The organism is Aestuarium zhoushanense (assembly GCF_056431045.1).
The window spans coordinates 36028-60749 of sequence record NZ_JBWKMA010000003.1; the positions used below are offsets into that span (position 1 = coordinate 36028).

26 protein-coding genes are annotated in these 24722 nt (G+C 54.2%); 19 read left to right on the forward strand and 7 right to left on the reverse strand.

The window, feature by feature from the left end; all coding sequences use genetic code 11:
- Positions 1-81: 81 nt before the first annotated feature.
- Positions 82-489 carry a hypothetical protein gene (locus AC07ED_RS02145; protein WP_105235921.1) on the forward strand — a complete coding sequence of 136 codons (408 nt, stop codon included), beginning with the start codon at positions 82-84 and terminating at the stop codon, positions 487-489.
- Here the strand turns inward: AC07ED_RS02145 and AC07ED_RS02150 are convergent.
- The 3 genes from AC07ED_RS02150 to AC07ED_RS02160 form a co-directional block, all read right to left on the reverse strand.
- On the reverse strand, positions 464-1456 hold the full coding sequence (locus AC07ED_RS02150) for a hypothetical protein (protein ID WP_105235920.1): 993 nt from the start codon (positions 1454-1456) through the stop codon (positions 464-466). The two genes, AC07ED_RS02145 and AC07ED_RS02150, sit on opposite strands and share 26 nt — an antisense overlap.
- 10 nt (positions 1457-1466) lie before the next feature.
- A complete protein-coding gene (locus AC07ED_RS02155; RefSeq protein ID WP_158664553.1) occupies positions 1467-1925 on the reverse strand; it encodes a hypothetical protein in 459 nt (152 codons plus the stop codon).
- Positions 1926-2252: 327 nt separating this feature from the next.
- Positions 2253-3758: an aminotransferase-like domain-containing protein gene (locus tag AC07ED_RS02160; protein WP_105235918.1), complete on the reverse strand. Its 1506-nt coding sequence runs from the start codon at positions 3756-3758 to the stop codon at positions 2253-2255.
- Between the two features lie 186 nt (positions 3759-3944).
- On the opposite strand from AC07ED_RS02160, the gene AC07ED_RS02165 reads away from it, so the two are divergent.
- The 9 genes from AC07ED_RS02165 (at position 3945) to pta (ending at position 13137) form a co-directional block, all read left to right on the forward strand.
- Positions 3945-4928: a TRAP transporter substrate-binding protein gene (locus AC07ED_RS02165; RefSeq protein WP_245918174.1), complete on the forward strand. Its 984-nt coding sequence runs from the start codon at positions 3945-3947 to the stop codon at positions 4926-4928.
- 52 nt (positions 4929-4980) lie between these two features.
- The gene (locus AC07ED_RS02170) at positions 4981-5517 is read left to right on the forward strand and encodes a TRAP transporter small permease (RefSeq protein ID WP_067550857.1); all 537 of its coding nucleotides are present in this window, start codon (positions 4981-4983) and stop codon (positions 5515-5517) included.
- A complete protein-coding gene (locus AC07ED_RS02175; RefSeq protein ID WP_067550856.1) occupies positions 5517-6857 on the forward strand; it encodes a TRAP transporter large permease in 1341 nt (446 codons plus the stop codon). The genes AC07ED_RS02170 and AC07ED_RS02175 overlap by 1 nt, the downstream gene beginning before the upstream one ends.
- Positions 6858-6868: 11 nt before the next feature.
- Positions 6869-7360, forward strand: a complete 492-nt coding sequence (locus AC07ED_RS02180; protein ID WP_105235916.1) for a universal stress protein — start codon at positions 6869-6871, stop codon at positions 7358-7360.
- Positions 7361-7378: 18 nt separating this feature from the next.
- Positions 7379-7768, forward strand: a complete 390-nt coding sequence (locus AC07ED_RS02185; RefSeq protein ID WP_105235915.1) for a nuclear transport factor 2 family protein — start codon at positions 7379-7381, stop codon at positions 7766-7768.
- 26 nt (positions 7769-7794) lie between these two features.
- A complete protein-coding gene (locus AC07ED_RS02190; protein ID WP_105235914.1) occupies positions 7795-9192 on the forward strand; it encodes an NAD(P)/FAD-dependent oxidoreductase in 1398 nt (465 codons plus the stop codon).
- 23 nt (positions 9193-9215) lie between these two features.
- Positions 9216-10997 carry a sulfoacetaldehyde acetyltransferase gene (gene xsc / locus AC07ED_RS02195; RefSeq protein ID WP_067550852.1) on the forward strand — a complete coding sequence of 594 codons (1782 nt, stop codon included), beginning with the start codon at positions 9216-9218 and terminating at the stop codon, positions 10995-10997.
- An 83-nt stretch (positions 10998-11080) separates the two neighbouring features.
- Positions 11081-12091: a YeiH family protein gene (locus tag AC07ED_RS02200; RefSeq protein WP_478241768.1), complete on the forward strand. Its 1011-nt coding sequence runs from the start codon at positions 11081-11083 to the stop codon at positions 12089-12091.
- 2 nt (positions 12092-12093) lie between these two features.
- Complete coding sequence (gene pta, locus AC07ED_RS02205) at positions 12094-13137, forward strand: phosphate acetyltransferase (RefSeq protein ID WP_067550850.1); 1044 nt, start codon at positions 12094-12096, stop codon at positions 13135-13137.
- A gap of 212 nt (positions 13138-13349) precedes the next feature.
- On the opposite strand, the gene AC07ED_RS02210 is transcribed toward pta, so the two are convergent.
- Positions 13350-14237 (reverse strand): LysR family transcriptional regulator, encoded by an 888-nt coding sequence (locus AC07ED_RS02210; protein ID WP_105235912.1) that lies wholly within the window; start codon positions 14235-14237, stop codon positions 13350-13352.
- Between the two features lie 188 nt (positions 14238-14425).
- On the opposite strand from AC07ED_RS02210, the gene AC07ED_RS02215 reads away from it, so the two are divergent.
- The 9 genes from AC07ED_RS02215 (at position 14426) to AC07ED_RS02255 (ending at position 22344) form a co-directional block, all read left to right on the forward strand.
- A complete protein-coding gene (locus AC07ED_RS02215) occupies positions 14426-15436 on the forward strand; it encodes a hydroxyacid dehydrogenase (RefSeq protein ID WP_105235911.1) in 1011 nt (336 codons plus the stop codon).
- 1 nt (position 15437) lies between these two features.
- On the forward strand, positions 15438-16118 hold the full coding sequence (locus tag AC07ED_RS02220; RefSeq protein ID WP_105235910.1) for an RraA family protein: 681 nt from the start codon (positions 15438-15440) through the stop codon (positions 16116-16118).
- Between the two features lie 28 nt (positions 16119-16146).
- Positions 16147-17100 carry a Bug family tripartite tricarboxylate transporter substrate binding protein gene (locus AC07ED_RS02225; protein WP_105235909.1) on the forward strand — a complete coding sequence of 318 codons (954 nt, stop codon included), beginning with the start codon at positions 16147-16149 and terminating at the stop codon, positions 17098-17100.
- 59 nt (positions 17101-17159) lie between these two features.
- A complete protein-coding gene (locus tag AC07ED_RS02230) occupies positions 17160-17621 on the forward strand; it encodes a tripartite tricarboxylate transporter TctB family protein (protein WP_105235908.1) in 462 nt (153 codons plus the stop codon).
- Positions 17622-17624: 3 nt separating this feature from the next.
- Positions 17625-19130, forward strand: a complete 1506-nt coding sequence (locus AC07ED_RS02235) for a tripartite tricarboxylate transporter permease (RefSeq protein WP_105235907.1) — start codon at positions 17625-17627, stop codon at positions 19128-19130.
- 280 nt (positions 19131-19410) lie between these two features.
- On the forward strand, positions 19411-20043 hold the full coding sequence (locus AC07ED_RS02240; protein ID WP_105235906.1) for a tyrosine-type recombinase/integrase: 633 nt from the start codon (positions 19411-19413) through the stop codon (positions 20041-20043).
- A 152-nt stretch (positions 20044-20195) separates the two neighbouring features.
- Complete coding sequence (locus AC07ED_RS02245; protein WP_105235905.1) at positions 20196-20522, forward strand: hypothetical protein; 327 nt, start codon at positions 20196-20198, stop codon at positions 20520-20522.
- An 80-nt stretch (positions 20523-20602) separates the two neighbouring features.
- Positions 20603-21040, forward strand: a complete 438-nt coding sequence (locus tag AC07ED_RS02250; RefSeq protein ID WP_105235904.1) for a c-type cytochrome — start codon at positions 20603-20605, stop codon at positions 21038-21040.
- Between the two features lie 8 nt (positions 21041-21048).
- Complete coding sequence (locus AC07ED_RS02255; RefSeq protein WP_105235903.1) at positions 21049-22344, forward strand: multicopper oxidase family protein; 1296 nt, start codon at positions 21049-21051, stop codon at positions 22342-22344.
- Between the two features lie 151 nt (positions 22345-22495).
- On the opposite strand, the gene AC07ED_RS02260 is transcribed toward AC07ED_RS02255, so the two are convergent.
- The 3 genes from AC07ED_RS02260 to AC07ED_RS02270 all read right to left on the reverse strand — a co-directional run bounded on the left by AC07ED_RS02260 (position 22496) and on the right by AC07ED_RS02270 (position 24525).
- Positions 22496-23122 carry a GNAT family N-acetyltransferase gene (locus tag AC07ED_RS02260; RefSeq protein WP_245918077.1) on the reverse strand — a complete coding sequence of 209 codons (627 nt, stop codon included), beginning with the start codon at positions 23120-23122 and terminating at the stop codon, positions 22496-22498.
- Positions 23123-23225: 103 nt separating this feature from the next.
- Positions 23226-23618: a cupin domain-containing protein gene (locus AC07ED_RS02265; RefSeq protein WP_105236405.1), complete on the reverse strand. Its 393-nt coding sequence runs from the start codon at positions 23616-23618 to the stop codon at positions 23226-23228.
- A gap of 100 nt (positions 23619-23718) precedes the next feature.
- Positions 23719-24525: an AraC family transcriptional regulator gene (locus AC07ED_RS02270; RefSeq protein WP_211096405.1), complete on the reverse strand. Its 807-nt coding sequence runs from the start codon at positions 24523-24525 to the stop codon at positions 23719-23721.
- Positions 24526-24722: the final 197 nt, after the last annotated feature.

Sequence of the window (24722 nt, forward strand, 5' to 3'; positions counted from 1 at the left end):
GTGTGGTATGGTAGTTAAATGCCTTAAGACGCGGTTCCCAAATACGTTTTCCAAGGGCGACACATTGAAAACAGCAGCGGTATGAAACGTCTTTTTACCCTACGTGCATTCAGAGCGGCTCTGCTCTTTGGTGCGCTTTATTCGCTGGTTATTGGCATTATTGGAGAGGTGGCCGTTGACTATTGGGGCCGTCCCAGAGGTGTCGCCTATGGCATCTTCGGCTACTATCACTGGGTCTTCCTCAGCATCAATGGGCTTGCAATGGGCTTTGTTTTTCAGACGACACCAATTCGGTATGCGCTCCCAATGTTCGTGACCATCATTACCGTGCCGACATTTCTGTTTTTGCCAGATCAGGGCGAGCGTCCGATCCTCGCCGTGTATGCTGGTGCCATCTCAATGTGTCTGGCCTTGGCTGCGTTGGAATACTATCGCAGGAAGCGACCCAAACGGCGGTCTGATGCTAGTATGAAGGACTTACGAAGCTGATACTGCTCACGCGTTTATCCTGTCCGAATTCAATCAAGATACCCCATTCGTCCTCCGCATCGGGTACGTCAGAGCAGACGTGGGTATAATACCGATCTGAGGTGGCCGAATGTCCGCTTGGCACCCGCCCCAGAATACGGATCACTTCGCCGCGGGTCAGGCCAACCCTTAGCCCTGAGGGCGTATCCCAACCCGGTGATGTGGTGGACATTCCGTAGACCTTGTCCTGAAAAATATCGATATTCGCGCCAACAAGGACCATCCGATCTATCAACTCACCGCTCCCGAAAGGGTCTGTGACCGTTTCGGGTGATCCAAGTTTGCCGAGCGTATCCAGCGGACTGCCCATGCTGACGCCATTCAGGCTGAACTCGGAGACTGGCAGGCAATCTTCGACGGTCTGATACAGGTGGCTTTCCAACAGAAGCGGCGTGACCGGCGGTACAATGCTGTCCGATACCCATGTAAAGGAGGATGGGTCCCACGACTGCCCAGCTGCTACCTTGATGTCAAGAATGCCGCCGCCAAAACCGTAGCTCACCGTTTGAGGGATGCATTCGAGACTGGCGGCTATTTCACCGCTCTGGGTCACCTCTACCCAGCCAAAGCGCCTGATTGGCTTTTGAATCTCTTTTTCAGAAAATGGACGGTCAAAGCCGCCGCCAACGTCATAGGCAAAGTCTCCGTTGTAAAAGGTAACGCTTTCGCTGATCGCTTTCCCCAGACCCGACCATGGTTCATAGTCAACATGCTCAACAGGTTCTGACAGGAACAGATCAGGTGTGCCGCCGACAGGCCCATAGCTGTAGGTTGCGACCTGATCGTCGAAACAGACAAAGACCTCTGTGTTGCGGCCCTCGATCTGGCACGATGTAAAGGCTTCCTGTCCTGCCGGACAACCAGCCTGCGTCATGTTACCGATAAGTGCGCAGCAAGAGGCGAGATACGGGACAAAGTTCTGTTTCATGCCCTCGAGCCTAATCCATTTCGTCTTTGCCAATCAAACCGAGTTTCAATGCAGACTCCCGCATCGCTTCAACGGCTCGCATTGACGGGTTTGCAGCGCATGTGCCCGAAATTTCGTAGTAGAAATCGGAATAGAGCAAAGGCCAAGGCGTTGACCGCGTTACCACTTTGCTTTCACTGATGTTGTTATCGCGCATAAATCCCATCATCAGAACAGCAAATGGCAGAACGTCTTCGGATGGGAGCCCTAGGTCCGCATGAAACGCGGCGGTCCGCCCGTAATGAGCAATCTCTGCGTCATGGTAAGCATCGATGACCTCAGTGTGGCGTTCACCAAGCTCCTCACATGTCAATTCTGACAGGTCATCGAAGGTGTAATGCCTGATAGGGGCCAAACCTGACCAGACGAAAGCAGCCAGAGCAGCTACCAAGACACACAACATAAGAGCAACTGCAACATACACCTTCATGATGCCAACTTGGATATGTTCAAGTGGATTGTCAAAACGCAATGAACTGCTCGGCGGCAGGGGCGGCGGCCCTTTGCGGACATTTAGCAACAAACCTCTATCCTGCGGTGCGGTGCTTGACTGCAGACATACGGACTACCCGCACCGTTCTAATCGGCCGTGTTAGGTGTTGATCCCCGCTGACGCGGCTCCACCACAAACTGACCAGGTGTGATCTCGTCAGGTCGTGTGCAGTGGGTTACAGGCTAGCGCTGTGAAAGTGGTGTGCTTTCCCAGAACTCGGTAAACGCCCGTTCACGGCCGCGTAGGACAATAGAATGGTCGACATCATGACAATTGGCTTCGCCAAGCGCCGATATCCATGGCTTTCCGATTGCCGTGTGCTTTGTTTAGTTCCACCAGTTCTTCTTGAAGAATTTGGACCCCTTCTCGGATCAACTCTGGTCGGATGGATGAATAGCCCAGCCTCATGAAACTGCAGGGAGATGTGGGCTTTTCGAAAAACCAATGCCCCGGTTCCGCATAGACGCTGCGCTCCACCAGACGATCAAGGAGCTCTTTGCTGTCGATCCCAAATTCGTTTTGAACCCAAAGGCTTGAGCCACCGTGTCGAGCAGCCCCTTTGATCGTGAAATCGGTGTTCTTTAGGGCGTCTACAAGGATTTCACGACGTTCTTTTAGCGCGCTTCGGACCCTTACAATGTGAGCGTCATAGTGACCAAGGGCGAGGAAATACCCCGTGACGCGCTGCATGTGCACGGGCGGATGCCGCAGGATCATGGCACGTAAGGCCCGGGCCTGCCTGATGAAATCCCGATGCGCGACCATGTATCCAATCCGCAATCCCGGAAAGAGCGATTTGGAAAAGCTACCGACGTAAATAACCCGTCCCGAAGCATCCATCGATTTCAGGGATGGTGACGGTTTCTCGAGAAAGCTCATCTCATATTCGTAATCGTCTTCGAGGATCAGGAAGTTGTCCTTATCCGCTTTTCGCAAGAGCGCCTCTCTGCGGTCGCGAGACATGGTTATGCCTGAGGGGATGCTATGGCTCGGCGTGGTAAAAATGATGTCGGTGTCTGATGGGACGGATTCTGGCAAAAGCCCGTGTTCATCGCCTGACGTAAAGCTCGTTGGGATATTGAATTGTCGAAGGGCTGCTGAAAAATCAGGAAAGCCGGGGTCCTCGGTTGCGGCTTTAATGGGCCGCTGACTGAGGAGGGCGATGCAGAGCCAGATTGCATTTTGACCACCCAACGTGATCAGAACTTCGTCCTCGGCCGCTCTAATCCCACGACGGGGGAGCGTGTTCTTGCGGATGTAGTCGATGAGAACTGGGTCATCTTGCCCAAATTGGTCGCCGGCGAGTTCGGCAAAATCACGAGCGCCAAGAGCACGGCGCGCGCAGTCGCGCCATGCGTTATGATCGAAAAGTTTCGGATCAATTTGGCCGTAAATGAATGGGTATTTCATGTGGCGCCAGTTTCGGGGCTTTTCGATTTGTCGACGCTTTGTCAGATCGTTCGGGAGCGCCTCGGCCCAGTCAACGGGATGCACGTCACGGTCAATTTTGATCGTGTCGATCCTTCGATGTGGGATCTTCTCAGACACGACAAAGCCAGATCGAGGGAGGGGATCAAGATAGCCTTGGCTCACCAGTTCGTTATACACGATCGTGACAGTGAGGCGGGAAATATCTAATGTTTCAGCCATCTTACGGGTCGATGGCATCTTTGTGCAGGGTTCGGCCCGCGTGTCTAACAACACGGAAATAATCGAACTCGTCAACTGCATCTGCAACGACCGTGGGTCTCGTCGGTCGATGTGGAACATCTCAGGGACGAGTTTTCCTTGGGGCTTTTTCGGCACGTTGTTCTCACTCTCCAGACTGGACTTAAATGAATGCCAAACTGGATATAATTACCAGAGTTATTTTCTGCCAGAACCTCCGGACGTTCCCGATTGGAGAGTCGGGACAAGGGAGGAAGTAAAATGAACAAAACACTCAAAGCGATCAAAATGACCGCATTCTCGGTGCTTCTGGCGACCACTGCCATGTCTGCATCGGCCAAAGAATTCCGCATTGCTGTCGGCGACGGCGCTGGTGGCACCCAAGAGGCACTCGGCCTTGCCTTCATCGAAGCACTCGAAGCCCGTACAGGCGGCGCACATACAGGGTCTTTGTTCCTGAATGGCCAGCTTGGCGACGAACAGGACACCGTGACCGCTGCGGCGACTGGCACGCTCGATTTCTCGATCCTCGCGATCAACAACGTAACACCGTTTTCGCCTACTGTGGGCACATTGACTCTGCCTTACGTGATCCTGTCGCTTGAGGACGCCGAAGCCATCACCCAGGGTGAGATCGGCCAGGCAATGGTCGATCAGACCATCGAAGATGCGGGCGTTCGTATCATCGGCTGGGCCTATTCGGGTTTCCGCGTACTGACCAACTCTAAACACCCAGTGACCAGCGTTGCTGACCTGCAAGACCTCGTGATCCGCGTTCCCCGCAACGAAATCATGATCGAGACTTACAAGTCTTGGGGCATCAACCCGACCCCGATGGCATGGTCTGAAACCTTTGCTGCGCTACAGCAGAAAGTGGTGGACGGTCAGGACAACCCCTACATGACGGTCTACGCGATGAAGTTTGATGAGGTGCAAGAGCACGTCACCAACCTGCGATACATCTTCTCAATCGAACCGCTGATCGTGTCGGAAATGATGTTCCAGTCCCTATCGGCTGACGAACAGCAGCAAATCCTTGACGCTGGACATGATGCAACAATCGCGTCGGGTCAGTTCCTGCGCGCTGAAGAAGCCAAAATCCGCGAAGAGCTAGCTGCCCGTGGCATGGCAATCGTCGATCCTGAAAACGGTGAACAAGAGTTCATCGACCTCGCTACCACCGCAGTGTGGCCGCAGTTCTACGACATGATTGGCGGCAAAGAGAGCCTGAATGAGGTTCTCACCGCTCTGGGTCGTCCGACTGTTGAATGATCAAGGTAGGGGCAGGGTTTACCTGCCCCACCATTGACCAAGGGGAGAGGTCATGAGGTTTATCTGGCACCATCTGGACAGGTTCGAAAGCTATGCGTGCCGTTTGATGCTCGCAGTTTTCGTTGTGCTGTTGTTCGTGCAGATCATTGCACGACAAATATTCGGCACATCGATCACGTGGATCGAAGAGCTGTCTGTGATCCTGTTTGTCTGGTTCGCATATTTCGGGGCGAGTTACGCCGCACGAATGGCTGCGCATAACCGGATTTCGTTCCACCTCGAACGAATGAACCGTCGGACTGCACGTTGGATCGAAGCGTTGGGCGACCTGTTTTGGCTCGGGTTCAACGCGGTCTTTATCTACCAGTCGATCACCTTCATCTCTCTGCTCAAACCATTTGTTCGGGCGCAAACCTTGGGTTGGCAAATGCGTTGGGTTTACCTCGTGCTACCTCTCGCCTTTGCGCTGATGTCGCTGCGCATTCTTCAGGTCAATTACCTCAAACTGGTTCTCGGACGTGATCCGCGTGACCCAGACAAGGTCGATGTCGAAGACCTTCAACAGCAATCCGAAGGTGGGCAGGCATAATGGACAATTTGCTAATCGAAATTCTGTTCGGCTGCTTCTTTGGCCTGATGTTGATCGGTGCGCCTATCTCTGTTGCGCTCGGTTGTTCGGCTCTCGCTGCGATGTGGTACCTTGGGGATAACCCGATCAAGATGGTGCAGATGGCGTGGTCTTCTGTCGGATCATTCCCCCTCATGGCGCTGCCGTCATTTATCCTTGCGGGCGCACTGATGGAGGCCGCTGGCCTGTCCCGCCGCCTAATCAACGTGGCGGAGGCCCTGTCGGGTTCCTTCACGGGAGGCATATCTGCCGCAACCGTCATGGCTTGCCTGTTCTTTGGCGCGATCTCTGGTTCTGGGCCCGCAACGACGGCTGCAGTTGGTATGCTGATGATCCCCGCGATGGCGCGGGCTGGATATTCTCGCGGCTATGCCGCCTCGATTACTGCCGCTGCTGGCGGATTGGGGATCATCATCCCGCCGTCCATTCCGATGGTTATCTTCGGCATCTCTGCCATGGGTATGCAGCCGCCCGTCGAGGCAATCGAAAAATTTGGCTCTTTTCAGACCGTATCAATTTCAAAGCTATTCGTGGCTGGGTTCTTCCCTGGTGTTGTTCTGGCGGGTTCCTTGCTGATTGCGAATTGGTTCCGTTGCCGTCGGGCTGGATACCACGGGTCGTCCGAACCACTGTCGATCCGCAAGATCGCAAAAGCCTGCTATAGCGGCTTCTGGGCACTGATGGCGCCTGTCGTGATCCTTGGAGGCATCTATTCTGGCCTTTTCACTCCGACCGAAGCTGCAATTGTCGCGATCTTCTACACTCTCTTCGTGGGTGGTGTGATCTATCGTGAACTCGACTTTTCGGCTGTGACCTCGGCGCTAGAGACGACGACTTGGTTGGCTGGACGCGTGCTGCTGGTTCTTTTCACAGCAACCATTTTTGGTCGCATCCTTGTTGAGAATGGTGTTCCTGCCGTCATCGCCGAAGGCATGCTGTCGCTGACCGACAACCTCTATGTCATCTGGGTTCTGGTCATCGGGTTCCTGCTCATCGTCGGGATGTTCATGGAGACGCTTGCCGCAATCATGATCCTTGTTCCGGTCATGTTGCCCGTTGCCTATCAGATGGGGATCGATCCGGTCCACTTTGGTATCGTGATGATCTGCACTCTGTCGATCGGGTTTCAGACGCCGCCTCTTGGTGAAAACCTCTTCATCGCTGCAGGCATCTCGAACGTCTCAATCGAAGAAATCTCACTCCGTGCTCTGCCTTTCGCCATCATCGGTGCCTGCGCAATCTACTTGATCGCGTGCTTCCCCGAAATCGCGCTCTGGCTGCCACGCATGGTTGGTTACTAGGAGCAGGTCGGATGATCAAAGACATCAAAACGATCCTCTACGCGACGGATCTGAGCAACACCTCTGTCTACGCATTTCGCTATGCTCTGTGCCTCGCAAATGCCCTCGATGCCCGTCTTCACCTCCTGCACGTGGTGGAGCCAGTGTCCGAAGAGATGCGGATGACGCTTCAGCTCTTCGTGGCAGACCGCAAAGCACGTGATGTGGCGATCAACCAACGTCGTGAAACGGTTAAGGCTCTGCTCGAGGAACGTCAGGCGGTCTACTGGCAGCATTTGCCCAAGGATGATCAAGCTCTGCGCGACCGCGTTGATGACATTGAAATCGTCGAAGGCTTCGCTGCCGAAGAGATCCTCAAGAAAGCGGACAGTTTGTCGGCTGGAATGATCCTCATGGGCAGCCATGAGCAGGGCGTCTCTCACACATTTTTAGGAACGGTTGCAAAGCGGGTCCTGCGCCGGTCGCGCATTCCGACCCTGATCGTTCCCTACGTTCAAGACTGAATAAGAAGGAAAAATACCATGACAAAAACGCTGACCGCCGAAGATTTCAAAGCCACCTTTGATGCGTTTAACCGCCACGACGTCGATGCTGTGATGACCCATTTCGCAGACGATTGCGAATTCACCACTGTGGCCGGCGCCGAAGAGTTTGGCACCTTGATCGTTGGCGCTGAGGCCATTGCGAAAGCGTTTTCTGGCGTCTGGACCGCGATGCCTGACGCTGAATGGGCTGACCATAAACACTTTGTGTCTGGTGATCGCGCTGTGTCGGAATGGACCTTCAAAGGCACCGATAGCGAAGGTCGCCGTATCGAGGCGCAAGGTGTCGATCTCTTCACAATTCGTGACGGAAAGATCGTGAAAAAACAGGCGTTTCGAAAACAACGCCCCGTGATCGAACCGAAATAATCCCCCTGATTTTAAGGTATAAGTCGATGCAAGACGTCACCTCTCGGCGCGCTAGTGCGCCATATAATCAGCACTATGACCCTGTGGCTGATAAATCCATTGGCAGTGGGTCCGACTATGCACCGACCTATTGGATCGGTACAGCTGGGACGCCGCCTGCAGACGACGGCCCTGTCACCTCTGACATGGACGTGGATGTTGTTGTCATTGGGTCTGGCTACACTGGTCTTTCCTGTGCGCTTCACCTCGCAAAAGAGTTCGGGATCAAAGCGCACGTTCTCGAAGCACATGGTGTCGCCTATGGTTGTTCGACTCGCAACGGTGGTCAGGCACAGATTTCGACTGGTCGCTTGAAGCGCTCTCAGTGGATCGAACGTTGGGGCCTCGACGTCGCAAAGGGCATGCATGCCGAAGTCGTCGAAGCCTTTGATCTCTTCCGTACCCTGATCAAGGATCACAACATTGATTGCGATCCTCAGGATGGTGGCCATTACTACGTGGCGCACCGCGATTGGATGATGCCAAAGCTCGAGTCCGAGGCAGCGTTGTTGCGCGATACCTTTGGGTATGGCGCACGTATCCTGAGCCGCTCGGAAATCCACGCAGACGTCCTTCGTGATGAAGAAGCACGAGGCGCTATGTGGGAGCCTGATGGGGTTGGCATCCACGCTGCAAAACTCGCGTTCGGCTATCAAAAGATCGCTCGTGAACTCGGCGCAAAGGTTCACGTCGATAGCCCTGTTATCGAATGGACGACAAAGAACGGCGTGCATCATCTGCGCACCCCGGGCGGCACCGTGCGGGCGCGCGCTGTTGCAGTGGCGACTGCGGCTTATGCGCCGCGTGGCCTGCACAAACGGACGCGCGATCGTTTGTTGCCGATCATGTCGAATTCTATCACCACACGTGTGCTGACAGAGTCCGAACTAGAGGCTTGCGGCTTCAAAACCCGTTCGCCGATCACGGATACACGCACATTGCGTCATTACTATCGTTTGTTGCCAGATAACCGCGTCCAGATTGGGTCGCGTGCAGCGATCACGGGTAAAGATGCGGCGAACCCGAAACACCTCGCGGCGCTTCGCGAAGGTCTGGCACGCAAATTCCCAGCCCTGCGCGGAATTGACCTCGACTACAGCTGGTGGGGTTGGGTGGATGTGAGCCACGATATGATGCCGCGCATCACATCAATGCCGGGTGTTCCGAACGCGTTCTATTCGCTCGGCTATGGCGGCAATGGCGTCATGTATTCGGCCCAAGCAGGTCGTCGAATGGCACAGCTCGTTGCTGGCCGCGAAGCGGATATCCCGCAGCTGCCCATCTTCCGCGATGAACTCCCCCATGAAGGCTGGAAGACGCCGTTCCGGCGCCTCGGCCAGTGGGGTCTCTATCAACTCTATCACCTTCAGGATGAACGCGCGTAATCGCGCAAATAGGAGATTTACTCATGAAAATGACGACCGAAGAAGCATTCGTCAAAGTCCTCCAGATGCATGGTATCGAACATGCTTTCGGTATTATCGGCTCTGCGATGATGCCGGTGTCCGACTTGTTCCCCAAGGCTGGCATTAACTTCTGGGACTGTGCCCATGAAACCAATGGTGGCCTGATGTGTGACGGCTACATCCGTTCGACTGGCAAGATGGCAATGGCTATCGCACAAAACGGCCCGGGCGTGACTGGTTTTGTAACTGCAGTAAAGACCGCTTATTGGAACCACACTCCGATGCTGCTCGTTACTCCGCAGGCAGCGAACAAAACAATCGGGCAGGGCGGCTTCCAAGAGATGGAACAGATGCGTCTCTTCGCAGATTGCGTTTGCTATCAGGAAGAAGTGCGTGACGCGTCTCGTATTCCAGAAGTTCTGAACCGCGTGATCCTCAAAGCACGTCGTTCGTCGGCTCCTGCACAGATCAACATCCCGCGTGATATGTGGACCCAAGTGATCGATGTTGAACTGCCGCAGATCGTTAAGTTCGAACGCCCCGCAGGTGGTGAAGAGGCCGTGACGGAGGCAGCGCGTCTTCTTTCCGAGGCAAAATTCCCTGTGATCCTGTCGGGTGCAGGCGTTGTTCTCTCGGGCGCGATTGGTGATCTGATCAAACTGGCAGAACGTCTGGATGCTCCTGTGTGCTCGAACTACCAGCACAACGACAGCTTCCCTGGTTCGCATTATCTGGCGATGGGTCCGTTGGGCTACAACGGGTCTAAGGCAGCGATGGAAATCATCGCCAAGGCAGACGTTGTCCTCGCGCTGGGCACTCGTTTGAACCCGTTCTCGACCCTGCCGGGGTATGGTATCGATTATTGGCCCAAAGACGCCAAAATCATTCAGGTTGATATCAACGCAGACCGCATTGGTTTGACCAAAAAAGTTTCCGTCGGCATCGAAGGCGATGCTGGCAAAGTTGCTCGCGGCATCCTCTCCCAACTTTCGGATGTTGCTGGCGACGAAGGCCGCAAAGACCGTCTTGACCTCGTAGCCCTCACCAAATCCCGTTGGGCCCAAGAGCTGTCCTCGCTCGATCACGAACAAGACGATCCGGGCACCGTTTGGAATGCTGAAGCGCGTGAGCGTGACGCAAACCTGATGAGCCCGCGTCAGGCATGGCGCGCAATCCAAGCTGCAGTTCCGCAAGAGGCGATCATTTCGTCCGACATCGGCAACAACTGCGCTATCGGTAACGCCTACCCAACGTTTGAGGCCGGTCGCAAATACCTCGCACCGGGTCTGTTTGGGCCCTGTGGATACGGTTTCCCGTCGATCCTTGGCGCGAAAATCGGTTGCCCTGATACTCCGGTGATCGGGTTCGCAGGTGACGGCGCATTCGGTATCTCAATGAACGAGATGACCGCATGTGGTCGAGAAGATTGGCCTGCCATCACCATGGTGATCTTCCGCAACTACCAGTGGGGTGCGGAAAAGCGCAACACGACCCTGTGGTACGACAACAACTTTGTTGGAACCGAACTGGACCGTGACACCTCTTACGCAGGCATTGCCCGCGCATGTGGTGCGCATGGCGTGACCGTCTCCTCCTCTGAGGAACTGACCGAGGAACTCCGCAAGGCGGTTGCACGTCAGATGGAGAACAAAGAAACCACCTTTATCGAGGTTCTCTTGAACCAAGAGCTGGGTGAGCCGTTCCGTCGCGACGCTATGAAGAAGCCCGTGGTCGTCGCCGGAATTGATCGTGCAGATATGCGTCCGCAAGAAGCAATCCTCTAAGCGATCAAACCGCCAGCCAGAGTCCACCCTCTGGCTGGCGGACCCCTCCGCAGCCGCGGATTTTACTCAAGTCTGGATACATGATGCTCTCTGCTGTTTTAGCAGGGCCGAATTTGCGCGCCCTTTTTCCCGGTTTTATGGTCTCGGTCCTCGTGGCTGCGACGGCTCAATTCTTGTCCGAACACTACGGCGCCCCTGCGATGCTATTGGCTCTGTTGTTGGGGCTTGCGCTTAACTTCTTGTCCGAAGAAGGCACGAAAACCGCAGCAGGGATTGCAGTCACCTCCAAGACCGTCCTTCGCGTTGGCGTCGCCCTACTTGGAGCGCGAATTTCGGTCGATATGTTGTCGGATCTCGGCTTTGATCTGATTGCGCTTGTCGTTGGTGGTGTGATCTCGACCATCCTCTTTGGTCTCGTGTTGTCCCGCGTCCTTGGCCAATCGCGGTCGTTCTCTTTCCTAACCGCAGGGTCGGTCGCTATTTGCGGTGCCTCTGCAGCGATGGCGATTGCGGCCATCCTCCCCAATCATGAGAAATCAGAACGCGATCTCGCATTCACGGTGATTTCAGTCACACTCCTCTCGACAGTCGCGATGGTGATCTACCCAGCACTGTCCACATATTTCGGCTTTGATGCGAAGGCTGGCGGTGTATTCCTCGGTGGGACCATCCATGATGTCGCTCAGGTGGTCGGCGCAGGTTTTTCGATCAGCCCTGAAACGGGCGAGACCGCGACGCTGGTCAAACTGATCCGCGTTTCCATGCTGGCGCCTGTTGTCCTCTTTGCCTCTGTTGCGATCCGAATGTCTGGCGCTGCTAATGGCGAAGGTAAAAAGCCGCCACTCCTCCCTACGTTTGTTGTGGGCTTTATCATTCTCGCGGCTGCAAATTCGCTGGGTTTGATCCCGCAGGCCGTGTCGCATTGGGCAGGGTCGATTTCACGTTGGGCGCTTCTGATTTCGATCGCTGCGGTCGGCATCAAAACGTCGCTCGTCAAAATGCTCTCAGTTGGCGGACCTGCCATTGCGATGATCATCATTGAAACCCTTTTCATCGGGGCCTTCGTGCTCTGTGGCATCTACATCTTGGGATAATCATGAAAGCTCTCGATCATATTTACGAAGTAGCCCGTCAGAACGCCTGTCCGATTGTACTGTCCGAAGGCGAAGATCCTCGCATTCAACAAGCCGCGATCATCGCGGTCGAAAAGGGCATCGCACGTCCGATCCTACTTGGGGATGTGGCGTCGATCACGGCATCGCTAGAGGCGTTTGGTGCGAAGGTAGGGACCATAGATGTCCGCGATCCCGCAGAACATCCGCGCCTCAAAGACATGGCGGATCAGTATTTCCAGATGCGGCAGCACAAAGGCGTCACGCCTCAAGAAGCCTTCGAAGCCGTCAAAACGCCCCTGGTTCACGCCGCCATGATGGTTCGTAATACCGAAGCAGGTGGAACAGTTGGCGGTGCCGTTCATACCACGGCGGATACAGTTCGTGTCGCCCTGCAATGCATCGGCAAAGAACCAAGCATGACGACCGTCTCCAGTTTCTTCCTTATGCTTGCTTGTGCGCCAGAGGCCAAAGTGCGGGGTGGAATGATTTTCTCAGACTGCGGTCTCGTTGTCGATCCGACCGGCCCCGAGCTTGCATCCATCGCCAGAGCATCTGCGGACTCCTGCCGTTCGTTGTTAAGACAAGAGCCAAAAGTCGCTCTGCTTTCGTTTTCGACTGCGGGGTCGGCAAAGCACGAAAGTCTCGACAAAATTCATTTCGCACTGAATGAGGTCAGAGCCTCTGAGCCTGATCTTCAAATTGACGGTGAAATCCAGTTTGACGCCGCCTTGGACCAAGAAATCAGAGCGCGTAAAGCCCCAGGCAGCAAACTTGACGGTATGCCTAACGTCTTCGTTTTCCCAAACCTTGCAGCAGGGAACATCGGTTACAAGATTGCCGAACGGATGGGCGGAATGCAGGCGATCGGGCCAATCCTTCAGGGCTTGAAACGACCAGCGAACGACCTGTCCCGCGGCTGCTCTGTCGATGATATTGTTTCAACAATAGCGGTGACGGTGGTCCAAGGTATCAATGGAACCTCTGGAGTAAACCGCTTTGTCGATTGGGCGGCTGGATATACTTAGAACTTTGGTGGTCGTGGTGGCGCCTTATTGACGAAGGAATTTCTCGTGTCCCTTTGCAGTTTTTGTTAACGGTCAATGTTGTTGTGCTCGTCGTCAAAGCCGGCCCGAAGCGGCCATTGATGACGCTTCTCTGCAGGGGCAACTATTTGCCTATGCCCTTGGGTCTGTGGACGTAGGATATGTGGGTCAGAGTTGAAAATATCAAAGATTGTTTACGATCGTGGTAACCCATATACTCCACAAAGATCAGCAAGAACGGCGTGTAGAAGCGAGATGATTTCGGCTCGAGGCGATGCCGTTCTCTCGACGATGCCGATTTGGCGATTCACCTGAGGGCTGCCGAATGGTAATTTTCTAATATTGATATCTTCGGGCTCCTGTAGCGCCACATGGGGTACAACTGAGATGCCGAGGCCCTGTCGAACACCGGTTACGATTGCTCCAATAGTGTCGATCTCAGCCACGTCGTTCGTGACAACTCCGAGGCGGGAGAGTTCAGTGTCGATTAGATTGGCCAATGGTACGGGGCTGCGAAATCGAATGTAGGGGCGGGTGTTGAGCAACTCAATCGGGTCGTCCGACTCCATTTCTTCTGGGGCGATAAGCCAAAGCGGTTCTCGGAGAAACGGACTCCATCTGAGAGAACTCGGCATTCCAAGGTGTTCAGCAACAATGGCCGCGTCAATTCGGCCACCTGCAACATCTGCAATCAAATTGGATGACAGTGAAACTCTCAGGCTGGATTTGAGTTCAGGGTAGCGCTGGCGCATCTGCACCATTGCCCGAGGCAGAAGGTTAAGTGCGCTCGACCGAACCGAGCCAAGCATCAAGGTTCCCGCAACTTGGTCACCTCGCAAACTAGCTTTGGTATCCTCTTCTCGCCTCAGGATGTCTTGAGCCATTTCGATCACTTGAAGCCCTTCGGGTGTGATTCTTGGTGGGCGACTGCTGCGATCAAATATTGTTGTGCGGAGCTCATCTTCCAGGGCTTGGATTTGCTGACTCACAGCTGAAGGCGTCAAGCCGACGACATCGGCAGCCTGCGCAAAAGTGCCGAGCGATTTGATTGCCATCAGTGTTTTAAGTTGCCGCGTATCCATTAGTAACTCCAGTTTTTCTTAATTTAATAACAAGAATTACGCGCTTTTGTGAAGGTATTCTTTGCTTTAGCTTCGTATTTCAAGGAGGCCCCCACTGATGCGCTTGGGAGAGCACTGTGGGTCAATCAAAACACTAAGACATGAAAAGGCGCGCCTCGATCGATTGAGGCGCATCGGAGACTTGCGCGATGAGCAATATTATCCTGGTTACAGGGCCTGAATTGGATCCAGCGGCGGCACGTTTGGTGGAAGACCACGGCTTCAAGACTGTGCATACGCCCGCCTATGCAGATAGCGCAGTGATTTCGGAGTTTCTTCAAAAGACTGGGGCGCAGGGCATTGTATCGCGAATGGGGCGTATCGATGCTCCTGTGATGGACGCTGCACCTAATCTAAAAGTAATTTCAAAACACGGTGTAGGCGTCGACAATATCGACATTCAGGCTGCAGCCCAGCGAGGTATTCCGGTTCTCGTTGCGACGGGGGCAAACGCTGTTTCGGTTGCAGAGCATGCTATTGCGCTGCTGCTTGCGTCGGCCAAGCGGATCCTTCCTCTCGATCAGGGACTGCGCGCTGGTAGATGGGAAAAGCCAGGATTTTCAGGACGCGAGATCGCGGGTTCTACGATGGGTCTTGTGGGTATGGGGGCCATCGCTCAAGCAACGGGTCGTATCGCAAAAGGGCTCGGTCTGCGGCTTGTCGGCTTTGATCCCTACGCATCGGATGTTGTTTTCGAGGAACTGAACGTAACGCGGTGTTCGTCCTTGGATGAATTGCTTTCGGTTTCAAACATCCTTTCACTGCACTGCCCATTAACTGACCAAACTCGCGGAATGGTTAACGCTGAAGCGATCGCACAGATGCCTAAAGGTGGATACATCATTAACACTGCCCGTGGTGGTTTGATTGATGAAGCAGCATTGGTTGCCTCCATCCAATCTGGTCACCTCGCAGGCGCGGGTCTCGACACGTTTGCGGTTGAACCTCCTATGCATGCCCACCCCTTTTTCAATGTTCCAGAGATCGTTTTAACGCCACACATCGGCGGCGTGACCCGTCAAGCCGGAGCGCGCGTGGGCGTCGATGCGGTGAGAGGCATTTTCCAAGTCCTAGACGGCCAGCCTGTTGCGCCTGAACGCATCATCAATCGCAAAATGCTTGCAACTGCTCAGTCGGCTTTTGCGGCTGTGGAGAAATAACATGACACTTGGATTTCGAATTCTAAAGCGCGACCGCGTTGCATGTACTGAGCACGTATCTGCCTTTGCCCAACTTCCGGTCGCTAATGTTTCGGACTGTATGTCCCGTATGACGGCAGCCGGTCCAACACTTCGTCCCATGCATCGCTCTGGTGGCATGGCTGGGGTTGCACTGACGGTAAAGGCACGTCCCGGGGATAACCTTATGCTTCATGCAGCGATTGATCGTGCGGTTCCCGGCGATGTGATCGTTGTGGATGCTGGCGGCGCCTTGGACAACGCATTGATGGGCGAGTTGATGTTGGCCTACGCGATCAAGAAAGGCGTTGTGGGGTTTGTCATTAACGGAGCAATCCGTGATCTGGACAATTTCCGTGAAACCAATCTGCCGACATGGGCCGCAGGTGTGACGCATCGCGGTCCTTACAAAGATGGCCCAGGCGAAGTGAACGTCCCGATTTCGATCGATGGAATGGTGATCAATCCAGGCGACATCATCATTGGCGACAGCGATGGGGTTCTGTGTGTCCCGATCGATGAGGCCGAGGCTGTCTTAAAAGCCACTCAGGCCAAGTCTGACGCGGAAATCAAACAAATGGCTGCCATCGAAGCGGGCACCAATGACAGAAGTTGGGTAGATCGTGCGCTAAAAGAGCGTGGATGTGCCCTGCCAGAAGACTGACCGAATTAGCATTCAAAGGAGGAGTGAAATGCTCAACATCTTCAAGACAACAGCTATCGCAAGTGCGATGATCCTATCTGGCGGTATGGCGCTGGCAGAATATCCTGACAAACCGATTGAGGTGATTGTCGGTTACGCCGCTGGCGGTGGTACCGACGTGATGGCCCGCACGGCGGCACCATTCATTGAGAGATACCTTGGTGAGGGGGTCAGCATCGTCGTGAAAAACGTTCCCGGTGCGTCTGGCCAAATCGGCGTAACCGAAGCTGCAAATGCAGATCCAGATGGCTATACGCTGGGCACATTTAACCTGCCTGGTATGATGGCGCGAACGATTGACCGCGAAGCCGACTATGATCGTGAAAGCTTCACGTACCTCGCAAACGTCGTAAATGACCCGAACGTCATCGTGACCTCCAAGAATAGCGGTCTCGATACGCTCGAGAAATTGCTCGCTGAAGCCACTGCTAATCCTGGTGCGATCACCGTTGGCATGTCCAGCCTTGGTGGCGATGACCACTTTGCCCTGATCAAACTTCAGAACGCGACCGAGACTGAATTTACAATCGTACCGTTCAAAGGATCTGCTCCAGCGCGCACCGCGCTTCTGGGCGGCCACGTTGCGATGGGCATCCTAAACATCTCTGAAGTTGCGGAGTTCCAAGACCAACTAAATGTCCTTGGCGTTGCAACAACCGAGCGGTCTCCCTTTGCGCCTGAACTGCCTACTTTCCAAGAGCAAGGCCTTGATCTGGTCAATGGTTCCATGCGCGGCTTCATTGCGCCTGCGGGACTGCCAGAAGATGTCCAAGCGAAGCTGATGGATGCTTTCGCTCAGCTGGAGACGGATCAAGAGTTTCTTGATGCGATGGCGGCAACTGCAAACCCCGTTGAAGTCGTGACCGGCGATGAGTTTAAGCAGCTGACGTCCGACCTTTATGATCTGGCCAAAGGTGTGTGGGAAACCACGCCTTGGAACTAAGGTAATTGGCGTGAGGGGATGTTCCCCTCACGCTCACCGTTTTTATGAAATGATCTACCATGCCCGATAGTGGAAATTCCCGCCTTAAACGGCCTGAGACCCTCACTGCAGTGGGTGTCATAGTTGCCGCTGCCGCGTTACTCATTCCGACGTTTGAAATGCGTGCTATTTCGGCACTTTTGCCTGCTGCGATGCTGATCGGTTTGATTGTGCTTTCAGTTTTCTTGCTCCTAACGGACCAAAGAAAGGCCAGCTCTGGCGAAAACGCGCAACCCATGACCAATTCACCAAAGCGCGTGATCAAGGCATTTTTGCTGATCGTTGCCTATGCACTCGCTACAGATTTTATCGGGTTTTATTTCAGCACTGCTGTGACCATTCCGTTGGTCGCGTGGCTCTTTGGATATCGAAATCCAATGGGGTTACTGCTCGCCACTGTCATCGTTGTCGGGACCATCTGGCTGATTTTCGATTTCGGAATGTCACAAGACTTTCCAAATGGTCGTCTTTGGGGGCGTTAATAAATGTATTCTGATCTCCTTCACGCACTTCCAAACGTTTTTGCTCTCACCAATTTTGCCGCGGTCATCATTGGCGTTATCGCAGGGATTGTTGTGGGTGCTATGCCCGGCTTGTCGGCCACTATGGCAATCTCGGTCCTTGTCCCATTCACTTTCGGTTTGGAGCCGCTTGTCGCTCTCGGCCTTATGGCGGGCATTTACAATGGCGCAATGTATGGTGGGGCAATTCCTGCTGTATTGCTTCGCATTCCTGGAACACCTGCCGCCGTTGCAACCACATTTGATGGTTACCCAATGGCGCAAAAAGGTGAGGGCGGATTTGCATTGCAGATCGCGGTAGTCTCTTCGGCTCTCGGCGGTATCGCCTCAGCGTTTGCATTGATGCTCCTTGCACCACCGCTCTCAAAGGTCACACTCCTTTTCGGTCCGTCAGAGGTTTTCTGGGTCGCTGTTTTCGGCCTCGCGTCAATCATTTTCCTGCTAGGGGGCAATCCAGTTAAAGGTCTGATGTCTGCCTGCTTCGGTGTGTTCGTTTCGGTGATTGGCTCGGACCCGATCTTTGGCAACGATCGTTTCACATTTGGTCAGTTGGAAATGTTGGATGGCATCAATATTGTCATTCTGTTAGTCGGACTTTACGCATTGCCTCCTGTAATTGACCTCCTTGAATCGCCGTTGAAAACGGACGGGGTCAAAAGCTCGAACCTCGGGACGGAGTCCATTTGGAAAGCCTTGCCGCGCATGAAGGGCTTTGGTCTGACGTGGCTCCGAGGATCATTGATCGGTATCTGGATTGGCATTTTGCCAGGCGCGGGTGGGTCAATGGCAGCGTTCATGTCCTACAATGAGGCAAAAAGAGCGTCCAAAAATCCGGACAATTGGGGTGAAGGGGAGCCCGAAGGTGTCGCTGCAGCTGAGGTTGCGAACAATGCCGACACGGCCTCTGCGCTTATCCCTGCTTTGACGCTTGGTATTCCTGGCACCGCTGTGGCAGCAGTGATGCTTGGGGGCTTGTTGGTCCATGGCCTTCAGCCCGGCCCGATGCTGTTCCGCGACAATCCGGATATCGTGTTCGGCTTCATGTGGCAGTTCCTGTTTGGAGCAATCCTTCTCGTCTTGCTGGGCGGCTCTCTCGCAACCAACTCCTTTGCCCGATTGCTGAATCTTCCACGTCCACTTTTGGGGTCTGTCATCATCGTTCTCATGCTGATTGGTGTCTATTCAATCCATGGCCGCATGTTTGATGTTTACCTTATGCTTGGATTTGGTGCGATCGGCTGGGTAATGGATCGGTTGAAATTCCCACTGCCTCCTGTTGTGCTCGGATTGATCTTGGGTAGCTTCGCCGAAGAAAACCTTCGTCTCGCGCTACGTATTGGTCGAGGAGATCCTGCTATCCTATTCCAAAACTCTACAAGCTTGATTTTGGTAGTTCTGATAGTTGCCGTGGTTATCGGTCCGATGATCAAGAAACGCTATTACGACAGTCGAAAAGTGAATGGCATCTGATTTCTTCTTTGCTTCTTGGTAGGGCAGGAAACTGCAATGACGCCGCCGCTTTCACTAAGCGGCGGCGTTTTTTTCTGTATTGGCATGCTGGCAGCCAAAAGAGTGCGCTGTTTAGTTCTTAGGGTTGAGGTCGGCCCAAAGCGGACATTCCTGACCCACTCGGGAGCTGGCAGCTTTAGGCTTTAATCAACTATCGGCAGCTGCGCGGCATTATATGGTAAGATGCGGTGTCAGCATCGTGTTGTCGATGTGGGGGGAGTGGTGGATCGGAGGATCCGTCATGGACACACCAAACTTACCCGCCATTCGCGCACGTCGCCCCGCGTGGAACAAGGGCCGCATCGTCGGCCAGAAGAGACCGCTCAAGCCGAAACATGTTTGGGCAATCAGAGTCAGGCTTGAGCTGGCCGAAAACCATCGTGATCTGGCGCTGTTCAATCTCGCCATAGATAGCAAGTTGCGCGGGTGCGACCTGGTCAAGATGAAGGTCGTCGATATCATGGCGTCGGGCCAGATCAAGGAACGGGCTTCAGTGCTGCAAAGCAAGACAAAGAAGCCCGTGCGGTTTGAGATATCGGCAGGCACCCGAAGCTCTTTGGAAAGATGGATGCGAGAGCCTTTAATGGTCGGATCTGAATACTTGTGGCCTGGACGATTTCATGAACGGTTACATATTTCGACGCGCCAATACGCGCGGATCGTCCGCAGCTGGGTGACATCAATCGGGCTGGAGGCTTGCGCCTATGGAACACATTCTATGCGCCGCACTAAAGTAACCCAGATCTATAAAAAGACCGGCAACTTGCGTGCCGTTCAACTCTTATTGGGGCACACTAAGATGGATAGCACCGTGAGGTATCTTGGCGTCGAACTCGAAGACGCATTGGCTCTCGCGGAGGCCTTAGAAATATGACCAAAAAGGCCGTCGTGACTGACGGCCCAACCCAACCGTTTAGGACTATCTGCGAAATAAGCAGAAGGACGATCAGCGTCCCAATGTCGTGATCAACGCCACGTCCCATTGACCGCAGTTGTTGATCGGGGCCATAGTTTGGGGCCTGAACTATGGGACTCGTTTTGCGATTGATCTTTGCCCTTCTGTTGCTGCTCACGTCGGCCATGCTTGTTTTGCCGAGCATGACGCAGGCGTATTCTGGGCATGACATGGCGATGAGTGATTGCGATGCCTGTCCTGATAGCGCGCATGACATGGGTGAAGCTGCGGACCATGGGATGTCTTGTGCAAAAGGTCATTGTGGCCTGTTCAATGCAATGGTTCCAAATATGGACACTTGGCCGACTGAGCCGATAGCGATTGCCCATCCAGTGCAGGCGGGACCCACATGGCAGAGCTTGCGTCCGCAATCAGATCTTCCACCTCCACGCGCCTGATCATTTGAAATCAAACGGAGCCCTCGCGGTTCCATGGCTTTTCAACCCTGTGTCATTGCAGGGCCATTCAGGACATGATCATGAAAAAACTACTCATTGTGGGCGCTGCAATCGCTGCCCTTTCCGTTGCTGCATATCTGGCAATTCCCGAAACACCTGCACCTTCGGCCGCGGGCTCTGCGCTCCCTCCCGAGGGGGCTCCGCTTGTCAATATTGTGGTGCCCGATCAATTGTCGGCTCAGGCGCAGCTCGGCAAAACCGCCTTTGATGCGGTTTGCGCCACCTGCCACGGTAGCAATGCGACGGGCAAGATGGGGTTTGGACCGCCCTTGATCCACCCTATTTATGAACCGAACCACCATGGCGATATGGCGTTTCAGATGGCGGCTCAGAATGGGGTCCAAGCGCACCATTGGCCGTTCGGGAACATGCCTCCGCAGGCTGGCGTGACGAGCGGAGATGTGAACGCCATCGTTGCGTATGTTCGCGAAATTCAGCGCGCTAACGGAATTAATTGAGGGTTCGCATGAAACGACGTGAGTTCCTTTTGGCGACAGCTACCGCAGCTGTCCTGCCTCTTCGCGCCTTTGCAGCTGGACCGTTTGAATTGCGGGCACAAAAGGTGACAGCAAATATCCTACCCGCCGACACCTATCCAGCGAGCTACCTACAGGGGTTTAACGGCACTGTTCCTGGCCCTGAAATCAGGGTCCGTTTGGGGGATACGGTGAATGTTCGTCTCGTGAACGAACTTGACGAAGGCACAGCCGTTCATTGGCATGGTGTGCGTCTCGAGAACGCGATGGATGGGGTGCCAATTCTGACCCAAGAGATCGTCGATCCCGCCGCATGGTTTGATTACCAATTCACCCCCAAGGATGCGGGCACGTTTTGGTATCACTCGCATTACCTTTCTCATGAGCAGGTCGCGCGTGGTCAGATGGGGCCTCTGGTTATCGACGAGGTGGATGGGCCCGATGTGGATCACGATATCGTCGCGATGCTCACCGATTGGCGCTTTGACCCAGACGGTGTGCTTATGGACGATTACGGGAGCATGCATGATGTTGCCCACGCTGGGCGGCTCGGCAATTTCGCCAAAGCCTTTTTGCCAGACGTTGCCCTTCGTATTGGGGAGCGCGTGCGATTGCGGCTCATCAATGCCTCCGTCGATCGGATTTTCTCACTCGGGTTCGCAGGTCTGGAGGGGATGATCGTAGCGATCGACGGGATGCCGCTCGTTGCGCCGCGACCTTTTGATGGACTTGTCTTAGCTCCTGCGCAGCGTGCGGACATCATCGCGGATGTCACAGGACGCGTTCAAGTTTTCATGCCCTCGCAGCCTGATAACTATGTCTTGGGTGAAATGATTGCCGAAGGCGAAGTTGCGCGACGGACAGTTGAGGTGCCGACCTTACCGCCGCACTCCATTCCATCTCCGACTAAAGTGAACCAAGAGTTGGTCCTAGCCATGCAGGGAGGCGCAATGAGCCGAGGCCACACGGGTGACAATATCTGGGCATTTAACGATGTCTCAGACCTCCAGAACGCGCCTTTTGCCAGCTTTGAACGCGGCGAAACTGCGAAAATTACCTTGGTCAACGAAACCAGCTTTGCGCACGGTATTCACTTGCATGGCCACCATTTCTACGAAGTAAACCCTGATGGCAGTCTGGGCGATCTTCGCGACACGACTTTGGTCCAAGCTGGGGAACAACGCGACATACTGTGTGTGTTCGACAATCCAGGTCGCTGGATGCTCCACTGCCATATGCTCAGCCACTCGGTGGGTGGTATGAAAACATGGGTGTATGTCGCATGAGGGGGTGGCTTGCGCAAAGGTGCCTCAGTTTTCGTAGTAGGCTGGACTTTTTGGGTAGGCTAATTTCCTGGTAACGCCATTCGTCCCACCCAAACCAGACTGACGCTCTATAGCGAAACTAGGTCCAGTTTGGGTGACGAATGGTCAGCCCTCACTCACTGCGCGAACCAAACTCCACTCGGAAATCTTCCAGCTTGCGACGCTGTTGGCCGTGTTGATCAAAGTTATCGTCGGACAGCCATGCATCATAGGCAGGGCGCAGTGCTGCCCAATCCTTATCGAGCATCGCGAACCATGCGGTATCGCGGTTGCGGCCTTTGACGATCAAATGCTGATGGAACACCCCTTCGTGACGGAAGCCAAAACGTTCAGCAGCGCGTCTGGACGGGAGGTTTTCGTTGTTACATTTCCATTCGAAACGTCTGTATCCCAGATCGTCAAAGATATGTCGGGCAAAGAGGTAAAGTGCCTCTGTCGCGGCAGGTGTCCGAGAAACGAGAGGCCCCCAATAGATATGGCCGATCTCGACAACGCCATTGGCGGGATCGAGGCGCATCAGCGTCTGACGGCCAGCCACTTTACCCGTCGCCTTGTCGATCACAGCGAAAAAGATGGGGTCTTCGCTTGCGGCGACGTTCTCGACCCATCCGCGAAACTCCGCACGATCGTTGGGCGGAAAATCGGGCAACCAACGGAAACGTTCCTCACCGTCGGGCTGTTTAGACGCATCAAACAAACCATCAGCATGTTTGTCGGCATCGAGTTTTTCAAGGCGCACGAAGCGTCCTTCAAATACATCGGTTGAGGGTCTGGGACGGGGTGTCCACTTTGAGAGATCTTCGATCATATCAGTCACTTTAGTATTGGTATTTCAGGATGTCTTAGGCGTCAGGGCTGTCGACGTTTTCCAAGGTTTCGCCTTTGCCAATGCGAAGGAAGACGTAGCGCACATCGTCATCCCCTTCGAGAATTTGGCAGCGATGGATCAGCCGTCGTGGGAAATACGCGTAGTCACCAGCACCCAACTCAAACGACTCCTTGCCGCCAGAGCCATGATCAACGCGAATACGCCCTGAAAGCATATACATTACGCTGTCAAAGTCCTTGTGGTGATGCCACTGGCTCGGCTCATCAAGCGCCGTTACGTGACATTCACCAACCCAGAGGTCGCCCGCTTCCAAAGCCTTGCGGCGGATTTGACCCGGAGTGATCGGCCCATCTTGAAGTTCATGGGATCGGATCACGCCGATTTCTTTGAATAGTTCAACAGTCACAGGCTGTTCCTTCATGTTCTATCGTTCTGCGCCTTACAAAGCACAGTTCCGCATGAAACAGATGGACAACCTTTGTTGAGAAACTGACAATATTGAAGGATCAGCCCAGATGTAGCGTCCGCGCCTGCGCTGGTGTCAGGCCAAATGTTCGTTTGAAGGCGACCCCGAACGCAGACTGACTGCTGAACCCGACCATTTGTGCCACTTTGGAAATGTCACCGTCGGTTGCCAGCATGATGAACGCTGCATTTAGACGTGCCTGCAACCGCCATTGCCCAAAGGTCATGCCCGTTTCCTTGTAGAACAGCCTCGCCAAAGTGCGCCCTGATGCGCCGCAGGTTTCGGCCCAATCTTCGAGGGATCGTGGATCGGACGGCACTTCCAAAATTGCATTGGCGACCCGAGAAAGACGGGCCTCCTTTGGCGAGGGGAGCTTTGTGAACAGTGTTTTAGCTGAGGCGATCTCACTCAGGATCAGTGCTACTATATGCGGTGTCCGTCCGCTTTCATCCCAGTCCACGGGCTCGTCGCAAAGGGCGACAATCAATTCACGCAGCAGGGGCGTCACTGCGAAAACCCGCGCCTCGGTTGCTACTTTTTCAGCGAAAGTTGGCTCAATGAATAACTCGCGCATTGCAACCGCACCTTCCATCAAAATGGAGTGCGGTTCACCAGCGGGTAAAAACAGCGCTTTCGTGGGCGGCAAGACGAAGAACGCATCTGTGGTTTCAATCCGCATGACCCCCGAAACCGCATAGATCAACTGGGCCTTGGGATGGCTATGCATGCCCGACGATAGGCCGTCGGGATAGTCCATCGAGAACCCAACGGCCGACCGATCAGAACGGTCGTAGTTGTCCAAAAGAGCCTGTCTCTCTGGAGATATAAATGAGTTTTCGGTTGTCATATAGACACTTTAGCCGCGCGAAGATTTGCTTGCAATTGCGTGGTGTCTCCAAAGCAGACGCTTGTGGAATGCGCAGCGAACGTCCGTTTTCCGCCGATGCTGTTGAAAAAGTCTTTGTTGCAGCGCGGCAAGTCCTTTGATTCACTCGAATATGAGGGGATTGGAGGATTTCGTCATGATGGGCACCCAAACGGCAC